Source organism: Thalassobaculum sp. (assembly GCF_965223715.1).
GTDB lineage: Bacteria > Pseudomonadota > Alphaproteobacteria > Thalassobaculales > Thalassobaculaceae > Thalassobaculum.
This window is the reverse complement of sequence record NZ_OZ245012.1, coordinates 4,493,729-4,514,768: the sequence shown is the minus strand read 5'-3', so window position 1 is coordinate 4,514,768 and position 21,040 is coordinate 4,493,729. Positions and strand designations below refer to the sequence as shown.

The following is a 21,040-nucleotide window of genomic DNA, read 5'->3' as shown; positions in this document are numbered from 1 at the left end:
CCATGACCCTCTTCACCCCGATTCGCGGCCCGCACAAGGACCGCCTCCCGCCCGATGCCGGCTCCGCGCTGTTCGCCCGGGTGCGCCCCCATGCCCTGCGCATGCCGGCGAGCGAGGCGGCCGCCCTGCCCCGCGCCGGGGCTGACCGGCGACGGCTCAAGGTCGGGTTGATGGGCGGGTCGTTCAACCCGGCCCATGACGGCCACCGCCACGTGGCGGAGACGGCGCTGAAGCGGCTCGGGCTGGACGAGGTCTGGTGGCTGGTAAGCCCGCAGAATCCGCTGAAACCCCGCGACGACATGGCCCCCTTCGCCGAGCGTCTGGCCTCGGCCAGGGCGGTCGCGCGGCATCCGCGGATCAAGGTGAAGGACATCGAGCTCTACCTCGGCACCCACTACACCGCCGATACCCTGGTCGCCCTGCGTCGCCGCTGCCCCTACATGTCCTTCGTGTGGATCATGGGGGCGGATAATCTGGCCAGCTTCCACCGCTGGGAGCGGTGGCTGCTGATCTGTCACACGGCCGCCGTTGCGGTTTTCGACCGGCCTACCTATTCTTTAAGGGCTTTGGCGAGCCGAGCCGCCAAACGTTTCGCAAGGGCCAGGGTGCCCGAAAGGGACTCCCGAAGCCTGGCGGGGCGGCGGCCTCCGGCCTGGGTGTTCCTGCACACCCGCCATCATACCGCGTCCGCGACCCGTATCCGGGCGCAGCGCAAGGGTGGAGGGACCGGCTAGGAACCACGCAGACCGATATTCGGAACGACCAGGGCAACCATGGGCACCGGGGCACGCCGGTGTCCGCTATCGCTGACGAAAGGAGTGCGACCCATACTCGACACAGTTGCTCCCAATCTGGGGGACGGCCTGAAGAAGCTGGTGATGACCTCACTGGACGACGACAAGGCCGAGGACATTGTGGCCATCGATCTGGCCGGAAAGTCCGCCATCGGCGATTACATGATCATCGCCACGGGCCGCTCATCGCGGCAGGTTTCGGCCATGGCCGACCACATCTGCAGAAAACTCAAAGATCAGGGCGTCGACGGCGTCACCGTGGAAGGACAGTCCCGCGGCGACTGGGTGCTGATCGACGCGGGCGACATCATCGTCCACCTGTTCCGACCCGAGGTCCGGGAATTCTACGGGCTGGAGAAGATGTGGGGCGCCACCCCGCCGCCGAGCCGTACCGTCCGCATCGGCGGCGAGGCCGGGGCCGACACGGGCGCCGAACCGACCTTCGCGCATGCCTGATTGATCGCCGGGTTCCTGGCGGTGCCAGGAGCTGAGCCCGGACAGGAGGCAGTGTGAAGATCACGATCGTGGCGGTGGGCCGCATCAAGCGCGGCCCGATGGAGGCGTTGTGCCGGGAGTACGGCGACCGCCTCCCCTGGTCGCTCGCGATCCACGAGGTGGAAGCCAAGAAGCGCCTTGAGGGGGACGCCCTCAAGGCCGAGGAAGCCGCCTTGATCGCCGCCCGCATCCCCGACGGCACGGTGCTGGTCGCGTTGGACGAGCGCGGCAGGGGACTCTCGAGCGAAGCCCTGGCGACCCGGATCGGCGGCTGGCGCGACCAGGGGCGCGGCGAGATCTGCTTCGTGATCGGCGGCGCTGACGGGCTCGACCAGAGCATCCGCGACCGCGCCGACCTCACCCTCGCCTTCGGCCCCCAGACCTGGCCCCACATGCTGGCGAGGGTGATGCTGATCGAGCAGATCTACCGGGCCGAACGGATCCTGGCGGGGCACCCGTATCATAGGGCCTAACGTTTTGTTCTGACCTCATCGTGAGCAACCCCGGCTCAAGGCCGGGGCGTGTCGAAGGGCCGCCCCTCAGTCCCGGACACGCCCTTCGACAGGTCGCTGCGCTCCCGCTCAGGATGAGGTCGGAAGTATTTCGTCTCTTCTCCGTCATCCCGGGAGACCCCGGACTGGATCCGGGGGCTGCCCGGGACCCTGCCCCCGGCGGATATTCTGGGTCCCGGTCGCCCTCCGGATCCAGTCCGGAGGCCACCGGGATGACGGGAAGAGCTGGCGAAGCGCACAAACGTCCAAGACCCTCTGCCCCGGCTCCGCGAGAATGGCGGCATGATCGACGCCCTGATCCCGCTCTGGCTCGCCGCGCTGCCGCTGATGGGCAGTCCCGGGCCCGCGACCCTCAGTTCGGCGGCCATGGGCACCGCCTTCGGCATGCGGGCGGGCCTGCCCTACGTCGCCGGGATCTGCCTCGGCACGGCCAGCGTCCTGCTGCTGATCGCCACCGGGATCTCCGGTCTGATCTTCATCGTGCCCGGCGCGGTGCCGGTCGTCACCGTGCTCGCCGCCGCCTACATCCTCTATCTCGCCTGGAAGATCGCCACCGCCCCGGTCGGCGGGCTGAACCGCGATCCCGGCGCCCGGCCGGCAGGCTTCGTGGGCGGCTACCTGCTCGCCGTCGCCAACCCGAAGGCCTTCGCCGCCATCGGCGCGGTCTATTCCACCCACCCGGTGGTGCCCGGCGACCCGGTGCTCGACGCCGTCGCCAAGATCGCCGCGCTCGCCCCGGTGATCGTCCTGGTCAACGTGACCTGGCTGGCCTTCGGCTCGCTGTTCTCGCGCTGGCTCAGCCATCCGATGCTGGGCCGGGCCGTCAACGTGATCTTCGCGGTGCTGCTGGTGGCCTCGGTGGCTGCGGCCATCCTTTAGGAACGCCGCCGAAAAAGACTGCCCCTTCGGCCATGCGCAGCCCGTGACCTTGCCCCCGGGAAGGATATATAACCGTCCCATGAGCAAGACATCCCATACCCCCCGCCCGGTCGTCCTGTGCATCATGGACGGCTGGGGTCACCGCACCGACCGCGACGACAATGCCGTCGCCCTGGCGAACACGCCGAATGTGGACGCGCTCACCGCCCGTTGGCCGGGCGGTCTGATGAGCGCGTCGGGCGAGTCCGTGGGCCTGCCGGACGGCCAGATGGGCAATTCGGAGGTCGGGCACATGAATCTCGGCGCCGGCCGCGTGGTCATGCAGGACCTGCCGAAGATCAACGCCGCGATCGCCGACTGCAGCCTCGCCAAGCAGCCCGCCATCGCCCAGGTGCTCGACGCGCTGAAGACATCCGGCGGCACCTGCCACCTGATGGGCCTCGTCTCCACCGGCGGCGTGCACAGCCACCAACGCCATGTCGCCGCCCTGGCCAAGGTGCTGGCGGCCGGCGGCGCCAAGGTCGTGGTTCATGTCTTCACCGACGGCCGCGACTGTCCGCCGAAGAGTGCCGCGTACCAGCTCCGCGCCTTCATCGAGGATCTCGACGGGTCGGCGACCATCGCCTCGGTCAGCGGCCGGTTCTTCGCCATGGACCGGGACAAGCGCTGGGAGCGGGTGGAGCAGGCCTGGAAGGCCGTCTGCCTCGCCGAGGCCGAGCAGAGCGCCGAGGACGCGGTCGCCGCCGTGGAGGCCGCCTACGGGCGCGAAGAGACCGACGAGTTCATCACCCCGACCGTGATCGCCGGCGGCGTGGCGGTTCAGGACGGCGACGCGCTGGTCATGGCGAACTTCCGCGCCGACAGGGCCCGCGAGATCCTGGCCCCCTTCGTCGATGACGACTTCGACGGGTTCAAGCGGGCCCGGAGCCCGAAGCTCGCCATCGTCGCCGGCATGGTGGAGTATTCCTCGGTCCTGGCGCCGAAGATGGCGACCATCTTCCCGCCGGAGGACCTGACCGACACGCTGGGCGAGGTCGCGGCCAAGGCGGGCAAGACCCAGCTCCGCATCGCCGAGACCGAGAAGTACCCCCACGTCACCTTCTTCCTCAACGGCGGCCGCGAGGACGTGTTCGAGGGCGAGGACCGGATCATGATCCCCTCGCCCAAGGTGAAGACCTACGACCTGCAGCCGGAGATGTCGGCGCCGGAGCTCCGCGACAAGCTGGTCGCGGCGATCGACGACGGCACCTACGACCTGATCGTCGCCAATTTCGCCAACCCGGACATGGTCGGCCATACCGGCAGCCTGCAGGCCGCGATCAAGGCGGTGGAGACGGTGGACACCTGCGTCGGCCGGGTCGCCGAGGCGGTGCTGAAGGCCGGGGGGGTGATGTTCCTCACCGCCGACCACGGCAACTGCGAACTCATGCTGGACCCGGAGACCGGCGGGCCCCACACCGCGCATACGACCAACCTGGTCCCGACCATCCTGGTCGGCGCGCCGGAGGACGTGAGGTCCCTGAAGACCGGCAAGCTCGCCGACGTGGCGCCCACCCTGCTGTCGCTCATGGGCATAGAGCCGCCGGCTGCGATGACCGGCGACTGCATGCTGGTGCGCGACCGCCAGGCGGCGGAGTAGCCGCCGCGGTGCGACGCCTGGCGCCCTTGCTGATCCTGGTGGCGGTGCTCGGCGCCGTCGCCGGGGACGTTCGGGCCCAGTCGTCGGGCGCGCCCGCCCCCCAGGACCCGACGGCCGAACTCCGGCGCATCGAGAAGGCGTTGGAGGGCGAACGCCGGGCCGGCTCGAAGCTGGATCGGCTGGCCAACGACCTGGCCGGCGAGATCGACCGGCTGCGCGACCGGATGGCGGCGGCCGCCACTCGGGCACAGCGGACCGAGACCGACATGCTGGACGCCGAGCAGACGCTCGACACCCTGCGCCAGGAGGTCAAGGACAAGCGGGCCCGCCTGCTGGAACGCCGGCAGGAGCTCTCCCACCTGACCGGCGCGCTGCAGCGCCTCGCCCGCCACCCGCCGGAGACCCTGCTGCTGGTCGGCCGCGCGCCGCTGGACACGGTCCATACCGGCATCCTGCTGGAATCCGCGATCCCGCGGCTGAGCGGGGACGCGCGGGCCCTGCGCCGCGAACTCGACACCCTGGCGACCCTGGAGGCGGACATCCGCGCCCAGCGCGACCGCCTGGAACTGGCGGCCCAGGACCTGGACGCCGAGCGCACGGCGCTGTCCGAACTCGCCGCCGAGAAGGCGGAGTTGCTGGCCGGTACGCGCACCCGCGCCAGCAACGCGGCCGACGAGATCCGGGCGCTCAGCGAGTCCGCCCGCTCCCTGCGCGAGCTGATCGACAGCCTGGAGCGGCGCGAGGCGGCCGAGGCGGAGGAACAGCGCAAGCTGGCGGCCCTGGTCACCCCGAAGCTGCGCCCGGCGCGTCCCGCCCGGCCCGATGCCGCCGCGGCGGAGGAGGAGACCGGCAAGGTGGATGGCGGCGAACCGGCCCCGCTCCCCGCCACCGAGACACCCGCCGGTGATCCGATTCAGTCGGCCGCCCTGCCCCCAGGACCGCCGCTGACCAGCGCCCGGGGAAACCTGTTCGCGCCGGTCGCGGGAACGGTCGTGCAGCGCTTCGGCAAGGGAAAGTCGGGCGACCTGACCCGTCAGGGACTGCTGCTGCGCACCCGTCCCGGCGCGCTGGTAATCGCCCCGCATGACGGAATCGTGTTGTATGCTGGGCCGTTCGAGGGTTTCGGACGGATTTTGATCATTGAACACGGCGACGGATATCATACCCTTCTGGCAGGGCTCGCGCGGGTCGATTTGAGTGTCGGGAGCCACGTGCTCGCCGGCGAGCCGGTGGGTGCGATGGCGGCGGCCGAGAACGCCGCACCCGAGCTGTACCTGGAACTTCGCCATAATGGTGACCCGATCGACCCCTTACCGTGGTTTGCGGGACTTACCGAAAAGGCCAAAGGATGAGTCGGATGAACGAACCCCGTCTTGATGACACCGCCGCCACCGGTGGCGCCCCGACCCGCCCTGAGCAGGGACGCCGTCGGACGATCCGCCGTGTCGCGGTGTCCGCCGCCCTGGCGTTCGCCGTCGGCGGGGGCGTCCTGCTCGGTGCCGCCGGCGGGGGACAGAGCCAGACCAACTCGACCGACACCTACCGCCAGCTCAGCCTGCTCGGCGACGTGTTCGAGAAGGTCCGCGCCCAGTACGTGGAAGAGGTCAGCGACGAGAAGCTCGTCGAGGCGGCCATCAACGGCATGCTCACCTCCCTCGACCCGCATTCCAGCTACTTGAGCGCCAAGAGCTTCCAGGACATGCGGGTGCAGACCAAGGGCGAGTTCGGGGGCCTCGGCATCGAGGTCACCATGGAGAACGGCTTCGTGAAGGTGGTCTCGCCGATCGACGACACGCCGGCCTCCGAGGCCGGGCTGCAGCCGGGAGACTACATCACCCATCTCGACGGCGAGGCGGTGCTGGGCCTGACCCTGTCCGACGCCGTGGAGCGGATGCGCGGCAAGGTGGGGACCTCCATCACCCTGACGATCCGCCGTGCCGAGGAAGAGCCGTTCGACGTCGAGATCACCCGCGCCATCATCACCATCAAGTCGGTGCGCAGCCGGGTCATCCAGGACATCGGCTATATCCGGATCACCACCTTCAACGAGCAGACGACGGTCGGCCTTCAGGAATCCGTCTCCGAGATCAAGGAGGAGCTGGGCGACCGGCTGCACGGCTTCGTCATCGACCTGCGCAACAATCCGGGCGGTCTGCTCGACCAGGCGATCTCGGTCACGGACGCCTTCCTGGAGCGCGGCGAGATCGTGTCCACCCGAGGCCGCGACGAGGCCAATGCCAGCCGGGTGAACGCCACCCCGGGCGACATCACCGACGGCACGCCGGTCGTCGTCCTGATCAACGGCGGCTCCGCCTCGGCCTCCGAGATCGTAGCCGGCGCCCTGCAGGACCACCGCCGGGCGATCATCCTGGGCACCCAGTCCTTCGGCAAGGGATCGGTCCAGACCATCCTGCCGCTCCAGGGCAACGCCGCCATGCGGCTGACCACGGCGCGCTACTACACGCCGTCGGGCCGCTCCATCCAGGCCAAGGGCATCGAGCCGGACATCACCGTCGAGCTCGCCAAGATCGAGAAGATCGAGGAGGGCCGACGCCGCCGCGAGGCCGATCTGCGCGGCGCCCTGGTCAACCCGGACGACAGCGACGCCCCGGCCGCCCAGCCGCCGGCGGAGGTGCCGACGCCGGGCGAGGCCGCCTCGGAGGAGAACGAGGACCCGCTTGAGGACTACCAGCTCGCCCGTGCGGTCGACCTGCTGCGCGGCTTCCATCTGTTCCAGAACCGCGTGGTGAATTGAGGCTGCCTAAGCCGAATATCCGTCTGCCCCGCCTCCCTCTGCCGTTCAGGAAACGGCGGGGGGGCGGAGATCCGGACGATCCGCTGGACGAGGCGGATGCGGGGGCCCCGCCACCCGATGATCTGGAGCGCGGTCTGGACGACGAACCCGCCCCTCGCAAGAAGGGGCGCTGGAAGCGTGTTGCCTCCGCCATCCTGACCACCCTGCTGGCCGTCGCCGTGATCGGCGGCGCCGGCGGGCTGGTCGGCTGGCTGATGGTCAATGCCGAGCACACCGAGTCGATGCGCGAGATCCAGCGCCCGCAGCTCACCGTCAACATCCTTAACGAGGGCGAGGAGCCGGAGCCCAACAGCTCGGCCGGGCCGACCCGGGAAACGGCTCAGGCCGAGGGGGCCGCGCCCAGCGGCGACGACGCCCCCGCGGCCGCCGACGGCGCGACTGAGGACGGCACGGCGGCCAAGGACGGACCCGAGGACGGTCCGAGCGCGGTCGCCGCCTCCGCCCCGGCCGACGGCGTCACCCTGACCCCGGTCGATCCTGCCCTGATGGAGGTCCGCGAGGATGCCCGCCTGCCGATCATCGCGATCGACGGCCGGCAGCCCTGGTCGACCTACGCCCGGCCGTTCGACGTGGACGACACCCGCCCCTGGGTCGCCGTCATGGTGACGAATCTCGGGCTCAACCGGCGCGAGACCGACGCGGCGATCCAGCTCCTGCCCGGAGCGGTTTCCCTCAGCTTTTCGCCCTATGCCAACAACCTCGACGCCTGGCTGGAGGCCGCCCGGTCCGCGGGACACGAGGTCTTCATGGACCTGCCGCTCGAGCCACTCGACTTCCCGCGCGACGATCCCGGACCCTCCACCCTGCTGACCAGCCTGTCGACGGCGGATAACCTGAACCGGATGGAATGGGTGCTGGGCCGCGCGCCGGGCTATGTCGGCGTGGCGACCTGGATGGGATCCCAGTTCACCACCGTGGAAGACGCCATGATGCCGGTCCTGGAGGGCCTGAAGGAGCGCGGACTGATGCTCGTCGACAGCCGCGGCTCGTCGCGCAGCATCGCCACCGAGCTCGCCTCCTCGATCCAGCTGCCCCGGGCCTTCAACAACCGGTTCCTGGACGCCACGCCCTCGATCTCCGCGATCGACCGGGCGCTGGCCGACCTGGAGACCGTCGCCCAGGAGCAGCGCGTCGCCATCGGCATCGCCCGCTCCCTGCCGGTCTCCATCGACCGTATCCAGCGCTGGACCGGCAACCTGGAGCGCAAGGGCATCGTCCTGGCGCCGGTCTCCGCCATCGCCGACCGCCAACGTTTACGCTGACCGGACCTCCATGACAGACCGTAGCGACCTTCCCCTCCGGCCCTGCGTCGGCATCGTCCTGTTCAACGACGAGGGCCGGATCTTCGTCGGCAAGCGGATCGGCATCGCCGATGCCTGGCAGATGCCCCAGGGCGGGATCGACGCGGGCGAGACGCCGCGCGAGGCCGGCCTGCGTGAACTGGAGGAGGAGATCGGCACCACGGCGGTCGAGCTCGTGGCCGAGACCGCCGATTGGATCGCCTACGAGTTTCCGGCCGACCTGCCCGGCAAGATCCGCGAGAAGTGGCGCGGCCAAACCCAGAAATGGCTCGCCTGCCGCTTCACGGGGACCGCCGCCGATATCGACCTGCAGACCGAGCACCCGGAATTCGACGACTGGAAATGGGTCGATATCGCCTCGGTGGTCGAGCTGATCGTGCCGTTCAAACGCGCGACCTACGAGGCCGTGGTCGCCGAGCTGGGGCCGGTGATCGCGGCCGCGACGGCGAAGCCAACGCGCTGAAATCTTTTGCCGCCCAATGCATTGTTTGTGAATTTTTCGAGAGCGCGTAAAATCTTCCTTAAGGTCCTCATGCTCTTGTGGCCACACAGAGTTGAGGTGTCCGGCGTCATCGCGCCGGAGGAGAGGGGATGAGCGCGGAGAACAAACCTCAGACTTTCGAGCGTCGGGGCACGACCGTCACGTTTCACAACCGCGACCTCGCCCATACCCGCGTTCGCGAGTATTTCCACGGACCCGTGCGCCAGCTCGAAGCCGTGATCCCGAACTATTCGGGCACGCGGCGCGGCGAGCTGATCGTGCTGCCATGGGAGCAGATCGGCACGCTGGGCGCGCTGAACCCGCGCGACCAGGCGATGATCGAGGCGGTTGCGCATACCAAGACCATCCGCGACCTCGACCCGATCCGGATGCGCGAGGCCTGCCTGCGCTGCGATGCCGAGCACGGCATCGACGACGAGGTGGTCGCCCAGGCGCGCCGGCTGGTGGACAAGGACGACGAGGACAAGGCCATGGTGCGCCTGTCCTTCATCGCCGAGCTGACCCGGGAATGCGGAATCGAGCGGGGCGACCCGCTGATGATGCGCACCAACACCAAGACCCTCATGGACCTGATGGGCGGCAAGTCCGGTCGGTCGAAGATCGATCTCGACCTGCTGATCGAGCGGGTCATGATCTTCGCCGCGGAGCGCACGAACTCGACCGTGGCGGAGGTGAAGACCTATCTGGATCCGCTGGTCGGCATGCTGACCCCCTTCGGCAACGTCACCGCCCCCGGCGAGCCCAAGGAGAACGGCTTCCTCTACCTGCAGCACACCGACCTCATCCAGTTCCGCCAGGAGGTCGACGACTACCAGCCCCAGGTCCGCGAGGAGCTGCTGCCGCAGGTCGCCCTGATCATCACCGCAGCGGACGAGTGCATCGGCTACATCAACGAGCGTCTGGGCGTGCTCAACGGCATGCTGGGCTCGCTGGCCGACATGTTCGACCAGAACAAGGGCGCCATCGAGCGGCTGGAGACCCTACGCAGAGACATCGGCTACGGACTCGACGGCTGGGCGGACATGATCCAGCTCTGGCGCGAGGCCCATCGCGGGCGCGAGGCGATCGGCGGCGACCGGGCGATGGAGCGGGCGATCTCCCGGATCGCCGGCTACGCCCCGCGCATCCCGATCCGCGAGCTGAACCCGGAGCACAGCATCCTCACCAAGACCACGAAGTTCGAGACCGCCGGCCTCAAGATGGTGCAGCAGATGCACAACTGGGAGAACGACCGGCCGGACTACGAGCTGAAGGCCCGCGTCGAGCGCGCCAACCGCCGCCTGGCGGGTGAGGCCGAGGGCGAGGAATAGGTCCTACTTGCGGATCCAGCGCCCGGCGGCATCCATGATGTAGGTGCCGGGGGCGGCACGGTCGATCAGCTTCTGACCGGCCAGCGCCTCCACCTGGTTCAGCGGCACGCTGTTGGACGAGGCCACGCCGTTATAGGCCTGACGCCGTTCGGCGTTGATGGTGTCCACCAGGGACCGGGCCTCGGCCGGGGCGCCGTCGACCACCCCGAGATACCCGTCGCGCCGCTCGCCCACCCAGCCATTGGCCTTGGCCGTGGCCAGATCGAGGGCGTAGCCCAGGCGCGGCAGGGCGACCCAGGCGACGGCGCCGACGATCCCGCCCAGGACAAGGCGTCTGCTGATCACGCGCTGCAGACCGGTCATTGCTTCTTCCCCCCGAACAGGTCGCTCTCCGAGGAGAACAGATCCTCCAGATCCTTCTCCACGCGGATACGGACTTCCTGCTCGATCTTGATGTTCAGATTGATGGTGATGGGTTCCGTCGGCGGCTCGACCTTCACGGTCGGGGTACAGGCGGCCGCGAGGGTCCCGAGGAGGGTCGCGGCGAGCAGGGTTCTAGCCGCCGGTGCGCGCTTCGAGCTTGCGGCGGAGAACGTCGGAGAGACCGAGTGTACGTCTTGCATTGAGGAACATCTCATCCAGGCGACCCGTAAGCGTGACATTGAGGGCGACGGGGTAGCCGTCGAACAGATCCGGATTGGCACCGCGCACCCTCAGTTTGATATCAAACGGTTCGCCGGGCCGTCCGTTCACCTCGAGATCGAATCTTTCATAGACGAGGTTGCGAACGGCCTGCATCAGGAGGCTAACCTCCTCTCCTGCATCCTGCAACGCGGCTGGCGGCGATTCCGGTCGGTACTTCACGGTCCCGCCCGGGTTGATCGCAGAAAGCTGGGCCTGGCGGACGGACAATCCCTCCTCGAAATCCCAGACCAGCGGCAGCCGCCCGGTGAGCGAGCCCGACGCGGTGAGACCGTCCAGTTCGGTCACCTCGGCGAGCCGACCCGCATCCACCCCGTCCACATCCAGCACCATCGAGACGGGGTCGTTCGAGGTCAGCGGAATGGTGACGTCCTCCGTATGGACCCGGCCGTCGGCGAAGCGCGCGGTGACCCGCTCCAGCACCAGGTTCAGGTCGCGGTCGAGGTGGAAGGTCACCTCCGGCTCGGCGATCGGTACGCCCACATCGATGCCGGTCGCCGTGAGCACCTGTCCGTCCAGGGTGGTGATCGGGTCGATCGAGGACAGGCCGACCGCGCCGGTCAGGCCGCTGACCGTGCCGAGGGATCCGGTGAAGGCCAGATCCTCCACCGTCAGGGTGAGCGGGTTGTCCGGCGGCACGTCCCGGCCGGGCCATTCCACCGCCCCTTCCAGCGAGACCTTGCCCGAGGCGTTGCGCAGGATCGCGGCCGCCGCCGGCGACAGGTCGACCGGCTGCAGCCCGCCCGGCACGAAGACCAGGGGATAGAGCCTGATATCGGCGCGACCGGTGCCCCTGGCGAGGTCGTGCACGCCCTTTGCATCCAGCACGAAGGCGCCGTTGGCGCCGCCGAAGCTGGCGGTGAAGGCCAGGGCCCCGTTCGGCGTGCGGGTGGCGAGCCCTTCGGCCCGCAGCGGCGAGAACCGGACCGCCTTGGCCCGGTCGGTCATCCGGTCGGCGGAGACCACGATCCGGTCCAGCAGGACGCCGTCGCCATGGGTCGAGGCCTGAACCTCCAGGGCGACCCCGGCCAGCGCGATGCCGTCCGGCTCCCCGTCCGCCTCGTCGGCGGGAGCGATGTCGATCGCCTCGGTGGTGACCCGCACCGCGGCGCCCCCCCGGCCCTCCACGATCCGGGCCTTGACCATGCCCACCGTCGAACCCAGCGCGATCCGCAGCGGCATGCCGCCCTCTACGGCGGCGGTCATCGCCGGCGCAACAAGGGGCAGGTCGAGGCGGAGCGCGCCCGGATCCTCGAAGCCGTAACGAAGCACCGGGCGCTCGCTGGCCCGAACCCGGACGGTCAGCGGCCCCTCAAGGGCCACGCCGCCAGCCTCGGGCACCCGGGGCAGGGTCACCGAGCCCTGACGGTCCAGAAAGCCGGCCGTGCCATTTTCGTCATGCACCACCCGCATCGGCAGGGAGACGCGCATGTCCCGCACCGCGCCGGCATCGATCTGGGCGATCAGCAGCCCCTCGCCGGACATCGCGTCAGCATCCCCGCTCAGGCTGTCGAGCACCAGGCTGGCCGAGCGCAGCTGCAGCTCGCCGCTCCTGATGTCGGCGAGGCTCGCCGTCCCGGTCGCCGCGGTCAGGCGCGGACCGGCCTCGGCCAGAACCAGCCCGGCATCGCCGTCGAAACCGGCCGAGGCGCCCCCCTCCACTTCGGCGGCGATCGGCCCGCCCAGGGCGAGCTCTGGCTCCTCGAACGGCTCGCGGATCGTCAGGCGGAAGGCCTTGTCGTCCCGGCCCAGGGTGGCGGTCACCGCCCCCGCGCCGAGGATGGCGGCGAGATCTTCCGGCACCAGTTCGGCGGGCAGGGACAGTCGGGCCTGGTCGAGTGTCTCCAGGGCCAGGGTCCCGGCGGCGATGGCGACACCGAAGCGGCCCTCGGCCGCGCCGTCGGGGGCCGTTGCGGAGAGGTCGATGCCGCCGGAGGCCACGGTGCCGGCCCAGACCTGCTGCGGATCGGCCAGGTCCGCCGGCACCGCACCGCGCAGGGTGCCGGACAGACGTCCCTCCGCGCCGCGGGGCGCCTCGCGCAGGGCGGCCGAGACCAGTCGGTCGATGGTGGCCAGTTCGGCGCTCAGATCGACCGCCACATGGCGGCGCTCGCCCTCGGCCGGATCGGCGGCGACAGCGAGGCGCAGGTCGGGCTGCTCGCGATCGCCCAGGCGGAACACGGCCGACAATCCGAGCGGGTCGAGCCGCAGATGGGCCGACGGGACCGCCACGGCGACGCCGGATGCCTCCGCACTGTCGGCCCGCAGGTCGGCGATCGCCTCCAGCGCGCCGTCCTCGGCGATCTCCACCGAGGCGGTGCCGCGCAGGCCGGCGGCGGACAGGTCGCCATGGCGCACCCGTGCGTCGGTCAGGGTGGCGTTCAGTCGGGTATGGTCGTCGCCGAGCGAGACCTGGAAGCGCCCCGCACCGTCGGCCCGCCAGGCCTCGCCTTCCAGGGCGCCCGAGCCGTCGGCGGCGAGACCGAGCCGGCCGTCGGTCTCCCCCAGGGTGCCGCTGGCAGACAGGCTGCCCTCGGCGGCGCCGCGGATATCGATGGTGGCGTCGGAGAACTGAACCACGGGCAGCGGCGCCCCGCCCTCTCCCTCCCCGCCACCGAGCGCGCGCAAGGGCTCGAGCGGGCCGAGGGTGACGGTGCCGTCCTCGGCGATGGTGAGGGTGAGATGGGGGCGGTCCAGGGCGATCGTGCGGACCGCGCCGGTCAGCAGGTCGCGCCAGTCATAGCTTACCAGCACCTCATCCGCCGCGAAGCCGGCCGGTCCGTTCACCTCGACAGACTTCAGCGCCAAGCGGTCGGCGGAGAGGGAGCCGATACTGAAGCCGAGGTCCGTGATCACCGGCTCCTCGGCCCCGCGGCCCGAAGCCCAGGAGTTGATCGCCCATTTGGTGGCGCCGGGGGCCCAGGTGTCGCGGGTCAGCCACGCCACAGGCAGCCCGATCACAAGGATCAGGAGCACGACCAGCAGAAATCTGGCGAGCCACCGCACCGTCATACCTCCCGGGCCCTGAGAACGGGCAGTGCCACACGACCGGGTGTTTCCACCCCATCGTGATGCGCCCGATCCCGCGAATCACCCGTTAAGTATGACAACACGACAAAGGGCCGTCCAACGGACGACCCTTCATCGAGAAATTAACCTGTCGAGACGGATCAGGCCGCGCGCTTCGCCCGGGCCATCGCCTCCAGGGTCTCGACCCGCGCCTCGAGCCGCTCGCGCTCGCCGGCATCGGAGGCGTCCTTCAGGATATCGCGGGTATCGGCGATCTCCTTGTCGACCTTGGCCGGATCGATCTCGTTGAACGGCACGGCGTTCTCCGCCAGCACGGTGCAGCGGTCCTCGGTCACCTCGGCGAAGCCGCCGGCGACGAAGATGCGCTCGACCACCGAGCCGCCTTCATAGATGTCGATCACGCCCGCATCGAGGGTCGAGATCATCGGCGCGTGACGCGGCAGGACACCGAAATAGCCCTCGGTGCCCGGCACCACGACCATCTCGACGGGGCGGCTGAGAACCAGCCGCTCCGGGGAGACGAGTTCGAACTGCGTGGTCTCCGCCATGGGATCCCTCTTTGTTGCCGGCCGTCAGGCCGCCTTAATCCAACTCAGGCCGTGATCAGGCCGCCTCGGCCGCCATCTTCTTGGCCTTCGCGATGGCCTCGTCCATGCCGCCGACCATGTAGAACGCCGCCTCCGGCAGATCGTCATGCTCGCCGTCGACGATGGCCTTGAAGCCCTTGATGGTGTCTTCGAGGCTGACCAGCTTGCCCGGCGAGCCGGTGAAGACCTCGGCCACGTGGAACGGCTGGCTGAGGAAGCGCTGGATCTTACGGGCGCGGGCCACGGTGAGCTTGTCCTCTTCCGATAGCTCGTCCATGCCCAGAATGGCGATGATGTCCTGCAGCGACTTGTACTGCTGCAGCACTTCCTGCACCCGGCGGGCGACGTTGTAGTGGTCGTCGCCGATGATCCGCGGGTCGAGCATGCGCGAGGTGGAGTCGAGCGGATCGACGGCCGGGTAGATGCCCAGCTCGGCGATCGAGCGGTTCAACACCGTGGTCGCATCGAGGTGCGAGAAGGACGTGGCCGGAGCCGGGTCGGTCAGGTCGTCGGCCGGCACGTAAATGGCCTGCACCGAGGTGATCGAGCCCTTCTTCGTGGTCGTGATGCGCTCCTGCAGCTGGCCCATGTCGGTGGACAGGGTCGGCTGATAACCCACCGCGGACGGGATACGGCCGAGCAGGGCCGACACCTCGGAGCCCGCCTGGGTGAAGCGGAAGATGTTGTCCACGAAGAACAGCACGTCCTGGCCTTCCTCGTCGCGGAAGTACTCCGCCAGGGTCAGACCGGTCAGGCCGACGCGCGCACGGGCACCCGGCGGCTCGTTCATCTGGCCGTAGACCAGGGCGGCCTTGGAGCCCGGGCCGTCCTCGACGATAACGCCGGACTCGACCATCTCGTGGTAGAGGTCGTTGCCTTCACGGGTACGCTCGCCCACGCCGGCGAACACGGAGTAACCGCCGTGCGCCTTCGCGACGTTGTTGATCAGCTCCATGATGAGCACGGTCTTGCCCACGCCGGCGCCGCCGAACAGGCCGATCTTACCGCCCTTGGCGTACGGGGCGAGCAGGTCGATGACCTTAATGCCCGTGACCAGGATCTCGGCCTCGGTCGACTGATCGATGTATTCCGGGGCCGGACGGTGGATCGGGTAGCGCATCTTGGCCTCGACGGCCGGGCGCTCGTCCACCGGGTCACCGATGACGTTCAGGATGCGGCCCAGGGTCTCCGGGCCGACCGGCACGGTGATCGGGGCACCGGTGTCCTCGACCGGGGCGCCGCGGACCAGACCTTCGGTCGCGTCCATGGCGATGGTCCGAACGGTGTTCTCGCCCAGGTGCTGGGCGACCTCGAGAACCAGCGTGTTCTCGCCGTTCTTGGTGTGCAGGGCGTTCAGGATCGCGGGCAGGTCGCCTTCGAACTGCACGTCGACGACGGCGCCGATGACCTGCTGAATTTTGCCGGTTGCGTTGTTCGCCATGCTCTCAGCTCCTCGGTTGGGCGGCGGGCGCGGGCTCTAGGCCCTTAGAGCGCCTCGGCGCCCGAAATGATCTCGATCAGTTCTTTGGTGATGTAGGCCTGACGCGTCCGGTTGTAGGTCAGCGTCAGCTTATTGATCATGTCGCCGGCGTTGCGGGTGGCGTTATCCATCGCCGTCATCCGCGCGCCGTGCTCGCTGGCGGCATTCTCCAGCAGACCGGCGAAGATCTGGGTCGCCACGTTGCGCGGCAGGAGAGCAGCCAGGATCGACTCCTCGTCCGGCTCGAACTCGTACAGCGCCTTCAGCTCGCCGGTGTTCTCTTCCTTCCCGCCCTCCGGCAGGCTCGCCGGGATGAGCTGCTGCTCGGTGACGATCTGGGTCATCGCCGACTGGAAGCGGTTGAAGAACAGCGTCGCCACGTCGAACTCGCCGTCCTCGAAGCGCCGGATCAGCTCGCGGCCGATCTCGTCGGCCACGTTGAAGCCGACCACCGTGCGGGCAAGGTTCTCCTTGGAGGAGATGATCTTGTCGCCGTGGATGCGACGCAGCTGGTCGCGGCCCTTGCGGCCGACGGTCATGACCTTGACCGTCTTCCCCTGGGCGACGAGCTGATCGATCTTGCGGCGCGCGGCGCGCACGATCGACGAGTTGAAACCGCCGCACAGGCCGCGGTCGGCGGTAGCGACGACGATCAGGTGAACGTCGTCACGACCGGTGCCGGTCAGCAGCTTCGGGCCATCGCCGCCGGAGACCTTGGCCCCCAGCGCGGCAATCATCCGGTCCATCCGCTCGGCATAGGGACGAGCGGCCTCGGCGGCGTCCTGGGCGCGCTTCAGCTTCGCCGCCGCGACCATCTTCATCGCCGAGGTGATCTTTTGCGTCGACTTGACGCTGTTGATCCGGACTTTCAGGTCCTTGAGATTGGGCATCGTCCCGTCCGCTTATCGTTGGGTCGCGTGGCCGATCGGACCCTCGCTTACGCGAAGGTCTTGGCGAAGTTCTCCATGAACGAGGAGAGCTTGGCCGAGGTGTCGTCGGACAGCGCCTTCTCGGTGCGGATGGTCTCCAGGATTCCCGGCTCCTTGCTCTTGATCTCCGACAGGAGCGACTGCTCGAAGCGGCCGATCTCGGAGATCTGGATCTTGTCCAGGAAGCCCTTCACGCCGGCGAAGATCGACACGACCTGCTCCTCGACCGGCATCGGGCTGAACTGAGCCTGCTTGAGCAGCTCGGTCAGACGCGAACCGCGGGCGAGCAGACGCTGGGTCGAGGCGTCCAGGTCGGAGGCGAACTGCGCGAAGGCAGCCATCTCGCGATACTGGGCCAGCTCCAGCTTGATCGAGCCCGCAACCTGCTTCATCGCCTTGATCTGGGCGGCGGAGCCGACGCGCGACACCGACAGACCAACGTTCACGGCCGGGCGGATGCCCTTATAGAACAGGTCGGTTTCCAGGAAGATCTGACCGTCGGTGATCGAGATCACGTTGGTCGGGATGTAGGCGGACACGTCACCGGCCTGGGTCTCGATGACCGGCAGGGCGGTCAGGGAGCCGGCGCCGTTGTCGTCATTCAGCTTCGCGGCGCGCTCCAGCAGGCGGGAGTGCAGGTAGAACACGTCACCCGGATAGGCCTCGCGCCCCGGCGGGCGGCGCAGCAGCAGCGACATCTGGCGGTAGGCGACGGCCTGCTTGGACAGATCGTCATACACGATCACGGCGTGCATGCCGTTGTCGCGGAAGAACTCGCCCATCGCGCAGCCGGCATACGGGGCCAGGAACTGCAGCGGGGCCGGCTCCGACGCCGTGGCGGCCACGACGATGGAGTATTCCATCGCGCCGTAGTCCTCCAGGGTCTTCACGATCTGCGCGACCGTGGAACGCTTCTGACCGACCGCGACGTAGACGCAGAAGAGCTTCTTGCTCTCGTCATCGCCGGCGGCGTCGTTGACGCTCTTCTGGTTGATGAAAGTGTCGACGGCGATGGCGGTCTTGCCGGTCTGGCGGTCGCCGATGATCAGCTCGCGCTGGCCGCGACCGACCGGGATCAGGCTGTCGATGGCCTTCAGGCCGGTCTGCATCGGCTCGTGCACGGACTTACGCGGCATGATGCCCGGCGCCTTCACCTCGACGCGCTTGCGCTCGACGTCCTGGAGCGGACCCTTGCCGTCGATCGGGTTGCCGAGGCCGTCGACCACGCGGCCGAGCAGGCCCTTGCCGACCGGCACGTCCACGATGGCGCCGGTCCGCTTGACCGTATCGCCTTCCTTGATGTCGCGGTCGTCGCCGAAAATCACGATACCGACGTTGTCGGACTCGAGGTTCAGCGCCATGCCCCGAATGCCGTTCGGGAATTCGACCATCTCACCGGCCTGGACCTGGTCGAGGCCGTAGACGCGGGCGATGCCGTCACCGACGGACAGGACCTGACCGACTTCCGCGACCTCGGCCTCAGCACCGAAGTTTGCGATCTGATCTTTCAGGATAGAGGAGATCTCGGCGGCGCGGATTTCCATCAGCCAACCCCTTTCATGGCGAACTGCAGGCGCTGCAGCTTGGTGCGAAGCGAACTATCGATCATGCGCGAGCCCACGCGCACGATCAGACCACCGATCAGCGAGGGATCGACGGTCAGATTAACGGAGACCTTCTGGCCGACGACCTTGCGCAGGGCGTCGGTAACCGCCTGGACCTCGTCGTCGGACAGGGACACGGCGGAAGTGACTTCGGCAGCGACCTCGCCACGGCGGCGGGCCAGCTCCTCGAGATAGGCGGCGATGATGCCCGGCAGGGCGAACAGCCGACGGTTGGAGGCCAGCACGCCCAGGAACTTGGCGGTCAGCGGATTGGCGCCGAACTTCTCGCACAGCGCGGCCACACCCTTGGTCTGGTCGGCGCGCGACAGAACCGGCGAGCGGATCAGCCGAACGAATTCCTCGCTCTCGGCGAGGAGCTGACGCAGGGCGGTCAGATCCCCCGCGACGTCGTCCAACGCCTTCTGGTCGTCAGCCAACTCATACAACGCCAAAGCGTAGCGAGCGGCGAGGCCTTTTGATTGCGAAGCCACCTGGAAGCGCCCCTTCGTCCCGTTTGACGGCCCGCCCGAACTCATTGAAATTCCAGAGTTCTAGACGATCCGATCGAACACAATATTTGGCCGGCGTAGAAGACTCTCGCCAGCGCGAAGGCTCTCTAGCACAGGGGTATGGGGGGTGCAAGACGGTGAGGCACCGGAAAACGGCCTCATTGCGGCATTGCAGCACCGTCCTTCTGCGCAATCGTCAGCCAGGGCCAGCGGGCCCGATAGCTTTGCATCTTTTCGAGCGCCCGTCCCGGCGTCGGCGTGGCCGGATTGGCCTCCAGCCGGCCGGCATAGAGGTCGTCCAGACCATAAGGCGCGTACAGCTCCCCGGCGGGCGTCAGGCCGACGCAGGTGCACAGGACCTGGAACCGGTCGATGCCGTCGCGGGCCTTCGATACCGGCGGGTAGTCGGCACCGAAGCGCTGCGGATACCAGATCGGCACCCGCTTCTGGTTCTTGAACTCGACCTCCACACCGAGATCGGCCAGGAGGGCTGCACCCCGCCGGATCACCGCGTCCTCGGCCTCCCAGCTGGTGTCCTCGTCCCAGTAGAAGATGTCGTAATCCTTGACGTTCTCCGCCGGCGGCCGCCCGGCCAGACGGTTCCACACCGCCTGGTACAGACACCCGGCGACCAGCCAGGACTGGGAGAGCCCCAGTTCGGGCAGCCGGTCGAGGATCGCGGCGTTGACCGGATTGGTCAGGGCGTCGGCGATGAACTGATCCGGCGAGATCATCGCCTCAGGCCAGGCGCTCTGCCACCGCCGCCAGAACCTCCTCGCGGATGCGCCTCGGCGCCTTCGGCTCGTCCAGCCCGAACATGCCGCGGGTCAGAGCGTCTTTCGGGTCCATCAGGGGAAAGGTCTGGGAATTGCGCGCGGCCTCCTCGAACCTGGGGTGACCGCGCGGCAGGAAGACCACGTTAAACAGCGCCATCTGCTTACCACCCGGCAGCGACCCGGCGCCATCAAGCTGGGTCGGGATCATCGCCAGGGGCGCGAAGCCGGCGCCAATCACGGTCTTCAGGGCGGTCGCCGGTGGGATCTCGCCCCCACCCAGGCACTGCGCCCAGAACACACCTTCCGGCTTCACCACCGAGGCGGCCAGGGCGGCATAGTACTTCAGGGCGGTCAGGTTCATCTCGGTCAGGTTGGCATTCGACATGACCACGTCGTAGCGACGCTCGGCCACCTCCTCGAGCTGCCACCAGGGGAAGTGCTCGGCGCGGACCCTGCGGGTCACTGACAGGGTCAGGGGAAGTTCGTCGTTGTCGAGGATGCCCGGGCCGGCAGCGCGCATCCGGTCATAGGCGATACCGCCAAAGCCGGGGCGGCTGGCATCTGTCTGGGCGCGGTCCCGGAAGCCCGATCCATAGACGTGCCGATTGACGAAATGTTGCATCAGATAGAACGACTCCATCACTTCGACGGAGTCGTAGCGCTTGATCGACGTGTCCTTGGAGAGGAAGAAAGACAGAAGGCCCGTTCCAGGGCCGATCTCGAGGACCGTGCCGCGTGACGGGATCCCGCGCAGTTTCCGAGCGATCGCGTACTGAGAGATCATACCGGACAGCGGCATCGGGATATCGCTGGGCGCGAAGTTCGCCAGGAAGAAGTCCGCGTAGTCGACCAGAGCACCGACCAGCTCGTCCATCGCCTGATCGCTCAGCCCGCCCAACTCCGAGACGAAGGCGTCGAACCTGTTCTCGTGCATGTGGTCGAGTAGCACCACCAACTCGTCGACCGAATTGAGCCGATACGGAAAGGCATGGCCGATCATGTGTGAGCCGGTGCCGTGAATGCCGATATGGCGCAGGCAGCGGACCGACTGATACCCGAGGGATTCGGACAGCCTATACGACGCGATATCCATTGCCTGTCTCTCCAGTCACTCACCGGCCACGGTCGATCGCGAGCTTACCAGGGAAACCTGCGCACAAGGGAGATCAGCGGAAA

20 protein-coding genes are annotated in these 21,040 nt (G+C 68.4%); 10 read left to right on the top strand and 10 right to left on the bottom strand.

Annotated elements, in window-relative coordinates; all coding sequences use genetic code 11:
• Window positions 1-2 precede the first annotated feature (2 nt).
• The 10 genes from ACOQOP_RS20875 (at window position 3) to ACOQOP_RS20830 (ending at window position 10,247) form a co-directional block, all read left to right on the top strand.
• Window positions 3-734: a nicotinate-nucleotide adenylyltransferase gene (locus tag ACOQOP_RS20875; protein WP_420563746.1), complete on the top strand. Its 732-nt coding sequence runs from the start codon at window positions 3-5 to the stop codon at window positions 732-734.
• A 144-nt stretch (window positions 735-878) separates the two neighbouring features.
• Window positions 879-1,250 carry a ribosome silencing factor gene (rsfS, locus tag ACOQOP_RS20870; protein ID WP_420563745.1) on the top strand — a complete coding sequence of 124 codons (372 nt, stop codon included), beginning with the start codon at window positions 879-881 and terminating at the stop codon, window positions 1,248-1,250.
• Window positions 1,251-1,303: 53 nt separating this feature from the next.
• Window positions 1,304-1,762 (top strand): 23S rRNA (pseudouridine(1915)-N(3))-methyltransferase RlmH, encoded by a 459-nt coding sequence (rlmH, locus tag ACOQOP_RS20865; RefSeq protein ID WP_420563744.1) that lies wholly within the window; start codon window positions 1,304-1,306, stop codon window positions 1,760-1,762.
• A 321-nt stretch (window positions 1,763-2,083) separates the two neighbouring features.
• Window positions 2,084-2,680 carry a LysE family translocator gene (locus ACOQOP_RS20860; protein ID WP_420563743.1) on the top strand — a complete coding sequence of 199 codons (597 nt, stop codon included), beginning with the start codon at window positions 2,084-2,086 and terminating at the stop codon, window positions 2,678-2,680.
• Window positions 2,681-2,759: 79 nt separating this feature from the next.
• Entirely contained in the window at window positions 2,760-4,319 is a 1,560-nt protein-coding gene (gpmI, locus tag ACOQOP_RS20855; RefSeq protein ID WP_420563742.1) for a 2,3-bisphosphoglycerate-independent phosphoglycerate mutase, read from the top strand.
• 8 nt (window positions 4,320-4,327) lie between these two features.
• Window positions 4,328-5,671: a murein hydrolase activator EnvC family protein gene (locus ACOQOP_RS20850; protein ID WP_420563741.1), complete on the top strand. Its 1,344-nt coding sequence runs from the start codon at window positions 4,328-4,330 to the stop codon at window positions 5,669-5,671.
• 5 nt (window positions 5,672-5,676) lie between these two features.
• Window positions 5,677-7,074 (top strand): S41 family peptidase, encoded by a 1,398-nt coding sequence (locus ACOQOP_RS20845; protein ID WP_420563740.1) that lies wholly within the window; start codon window positions 5,677-5,679, stop codon window positions 7,072-7,074.
• Window positions 7,071-8,396 carry a divergent polysaccharide deacetylase family protein gene (locus ACOQOP_RS20840; protein ID WP_420563739.1) on the top strand — a complete coding sequence of 442 codons (1,326 nt, stop codon included), beginning with the start codon at window positions 7,071-7,073 and terminating at the stop codon, window positions 8,394-8,396. The genes ACOQOP_RS20845 and ACOQOP_RS20840 overlap by 4 nt, the downstream gene beginning before the upstream one ends.
• Before the next feature lie 10 nt (window positions 8,397-8,406).
• A complete protein-coding gene (locus tag ACOQOP_RS20835; RefSeq protein ID WP_420563738.1) occupies window positions 8,407-8,898 on the top strand; it encodes an RNA pyrophosphohydrolase in 492 nt (163 codons plus the stop codon).
• Window positions 8,899-9,026: 128 nt separating this feature from the next.
• Entirely contained in the window at window positions 9,027-10,247 is a 1,221-nt protein-coding gene (locus ACOQOP_RS20830) for a hypothetical protein (protein WP_420563737.1), read from the top strand.
• A 3-nt stretch (window positions 10,248-10,250) separates the two neighbouring features.
• On the opposite strand, the gene ACOQOP_RS20825 is transcribed toward ACOQOP_RS20830, so the two are convergent.
• From ACOQOP_RS20825 to ACOQOP_RS20780, 10 genes are all read right to left on the bottom strand, one after another.
• Entirely contained in the window at window positions 10,251-10,610 is a 360-nt protein-coding gene (locus ACOQOP_RS20825; RefSeq protein ID WP_420563736.1) for a YdbL family protein, read from the bottom strand.
• Window positions 10,607-10,747 carry a YnbE family lipoprotein gene (locus ACOQOP_RS20820; RefSeq protein ID WP_420563735.1) on the bottom strand — a complete coding sequence of 47 codons (141 nt, stop codon included), beginning with the start codon at window positions 10,745-10,747 and terminating at the stop codon, window positions 10,607-10,609. The genes ACOQOP_RS20825 and ACOQOP_RS20820 overlap by 4 nt, the downstream gene beginning before the upstream one ends.
• Before the next feature lie 55 nt (window positions 10,748-10,802).
• Window positions 10,803-13,955 carry an intermembrane phospholipid transport protein YdbH family protein gene (locus ACOQOP_RS20815; RefSeq protein WP_420563734.1) on the bottom strand — a complete coding sequence of 1,051 codons (3,153 nt, stop codon included), beginning with the start codon at window positions 13,953-13,955 and terminating at the stop codon, window positions 10,803-10,805.
• Between the two features lie 164 nt (window positions 13,956-14,119).
• Window positions 14,120-14,527: a F0F1 ATP synthase subunit epsilon gene (locus ACOQOP_RS20810; protein WP_420563733.1), complete on the bottom strand. Its 408-nt coding sequence runs from the start codon at window positions 14,525-14,527 to the stop codon at window positions 14,120-14,122.
• A 55-nt stretch (window positions 14,528-14,582) separates the two neighbouring features.
• Window positions 14,583-16,007: a F0F1 ATP synthase subunit beta gene (atpD, locus tag ACOQOP_RS20805; protein WP_420563732.1), complete on the bottom strand. Its 1,425-nt coding sequence runs from the start codon at window positions 16,005-16,007 to the stop codon at window positions 14,583-14,585.
• A gap of 44 nt (window positions 16,008-16,051) precedes the next feature.
• Complete coding sequence (locus ACOQOP_RS20800) at window positions 16,052-16,936, bottom strand: F0F1 ATP synthase subunit gamma (protein ID WP_420563731.1); 885 nt, start codon at window positions 16,934-16,936, stop codon at window positions 16,052-16,054.
• Between the two features lie 47 nt (window positions 16,937-16,983).
• Window positions 16,984-18,519, bottom strand: a complete 1,536-nt coding sequence (atpA, locus tag ACOQOP_RS20795; protein ID WP_420563730.1) for a F0F1 ATP synthase subunit alpha — start codon at window positions 18,517-18,519, stop codon at window positions 16,984-16,986.
• A complete protein-coding gene (locus ACOQOP_RS20790) occupies window positions 18,519-19,070 on the bottom strand; it encodes a F0F1 ATP synthase subunit delta (protein ID WP_420563729.1) in 552 nt (183 codons plus the stop codon). Before ACOQOP_RS20790 ends, atpA begins: the two co-directional genes overlap by 1 nt.
• 176 nt (window positions 19,071-19,246) lie before the next feature.
• The gene (locus tag ACOQOP_RS20785; protein WP_420563728.1) at window positions 19,247-19,822 is read right to left on the bottom strand and encodes a nucleotidyltransferase family protein; all 576 of its coding nucleotides are present in this window, start codon (window positions 19,820-19,822) and stop codon (window positions 19,247-19,249) included.
• Between the two features lie 4 nt (window positions 19,823-19,826).
• Window positions 19,827-20,957: a hypothetical protein gene (locus tag ACOQOP_RS20780; protein ID WP_420563727.1), complete on the bottom strand. Its 1,131-nt coding sequence runs from the start codon at window positions 20,955-20,957 to the stop codon at window positions 19,827-19,829.
• Between the last annotated feature and the right edge of the window lie 83 nt (window positions 20,958-21,040).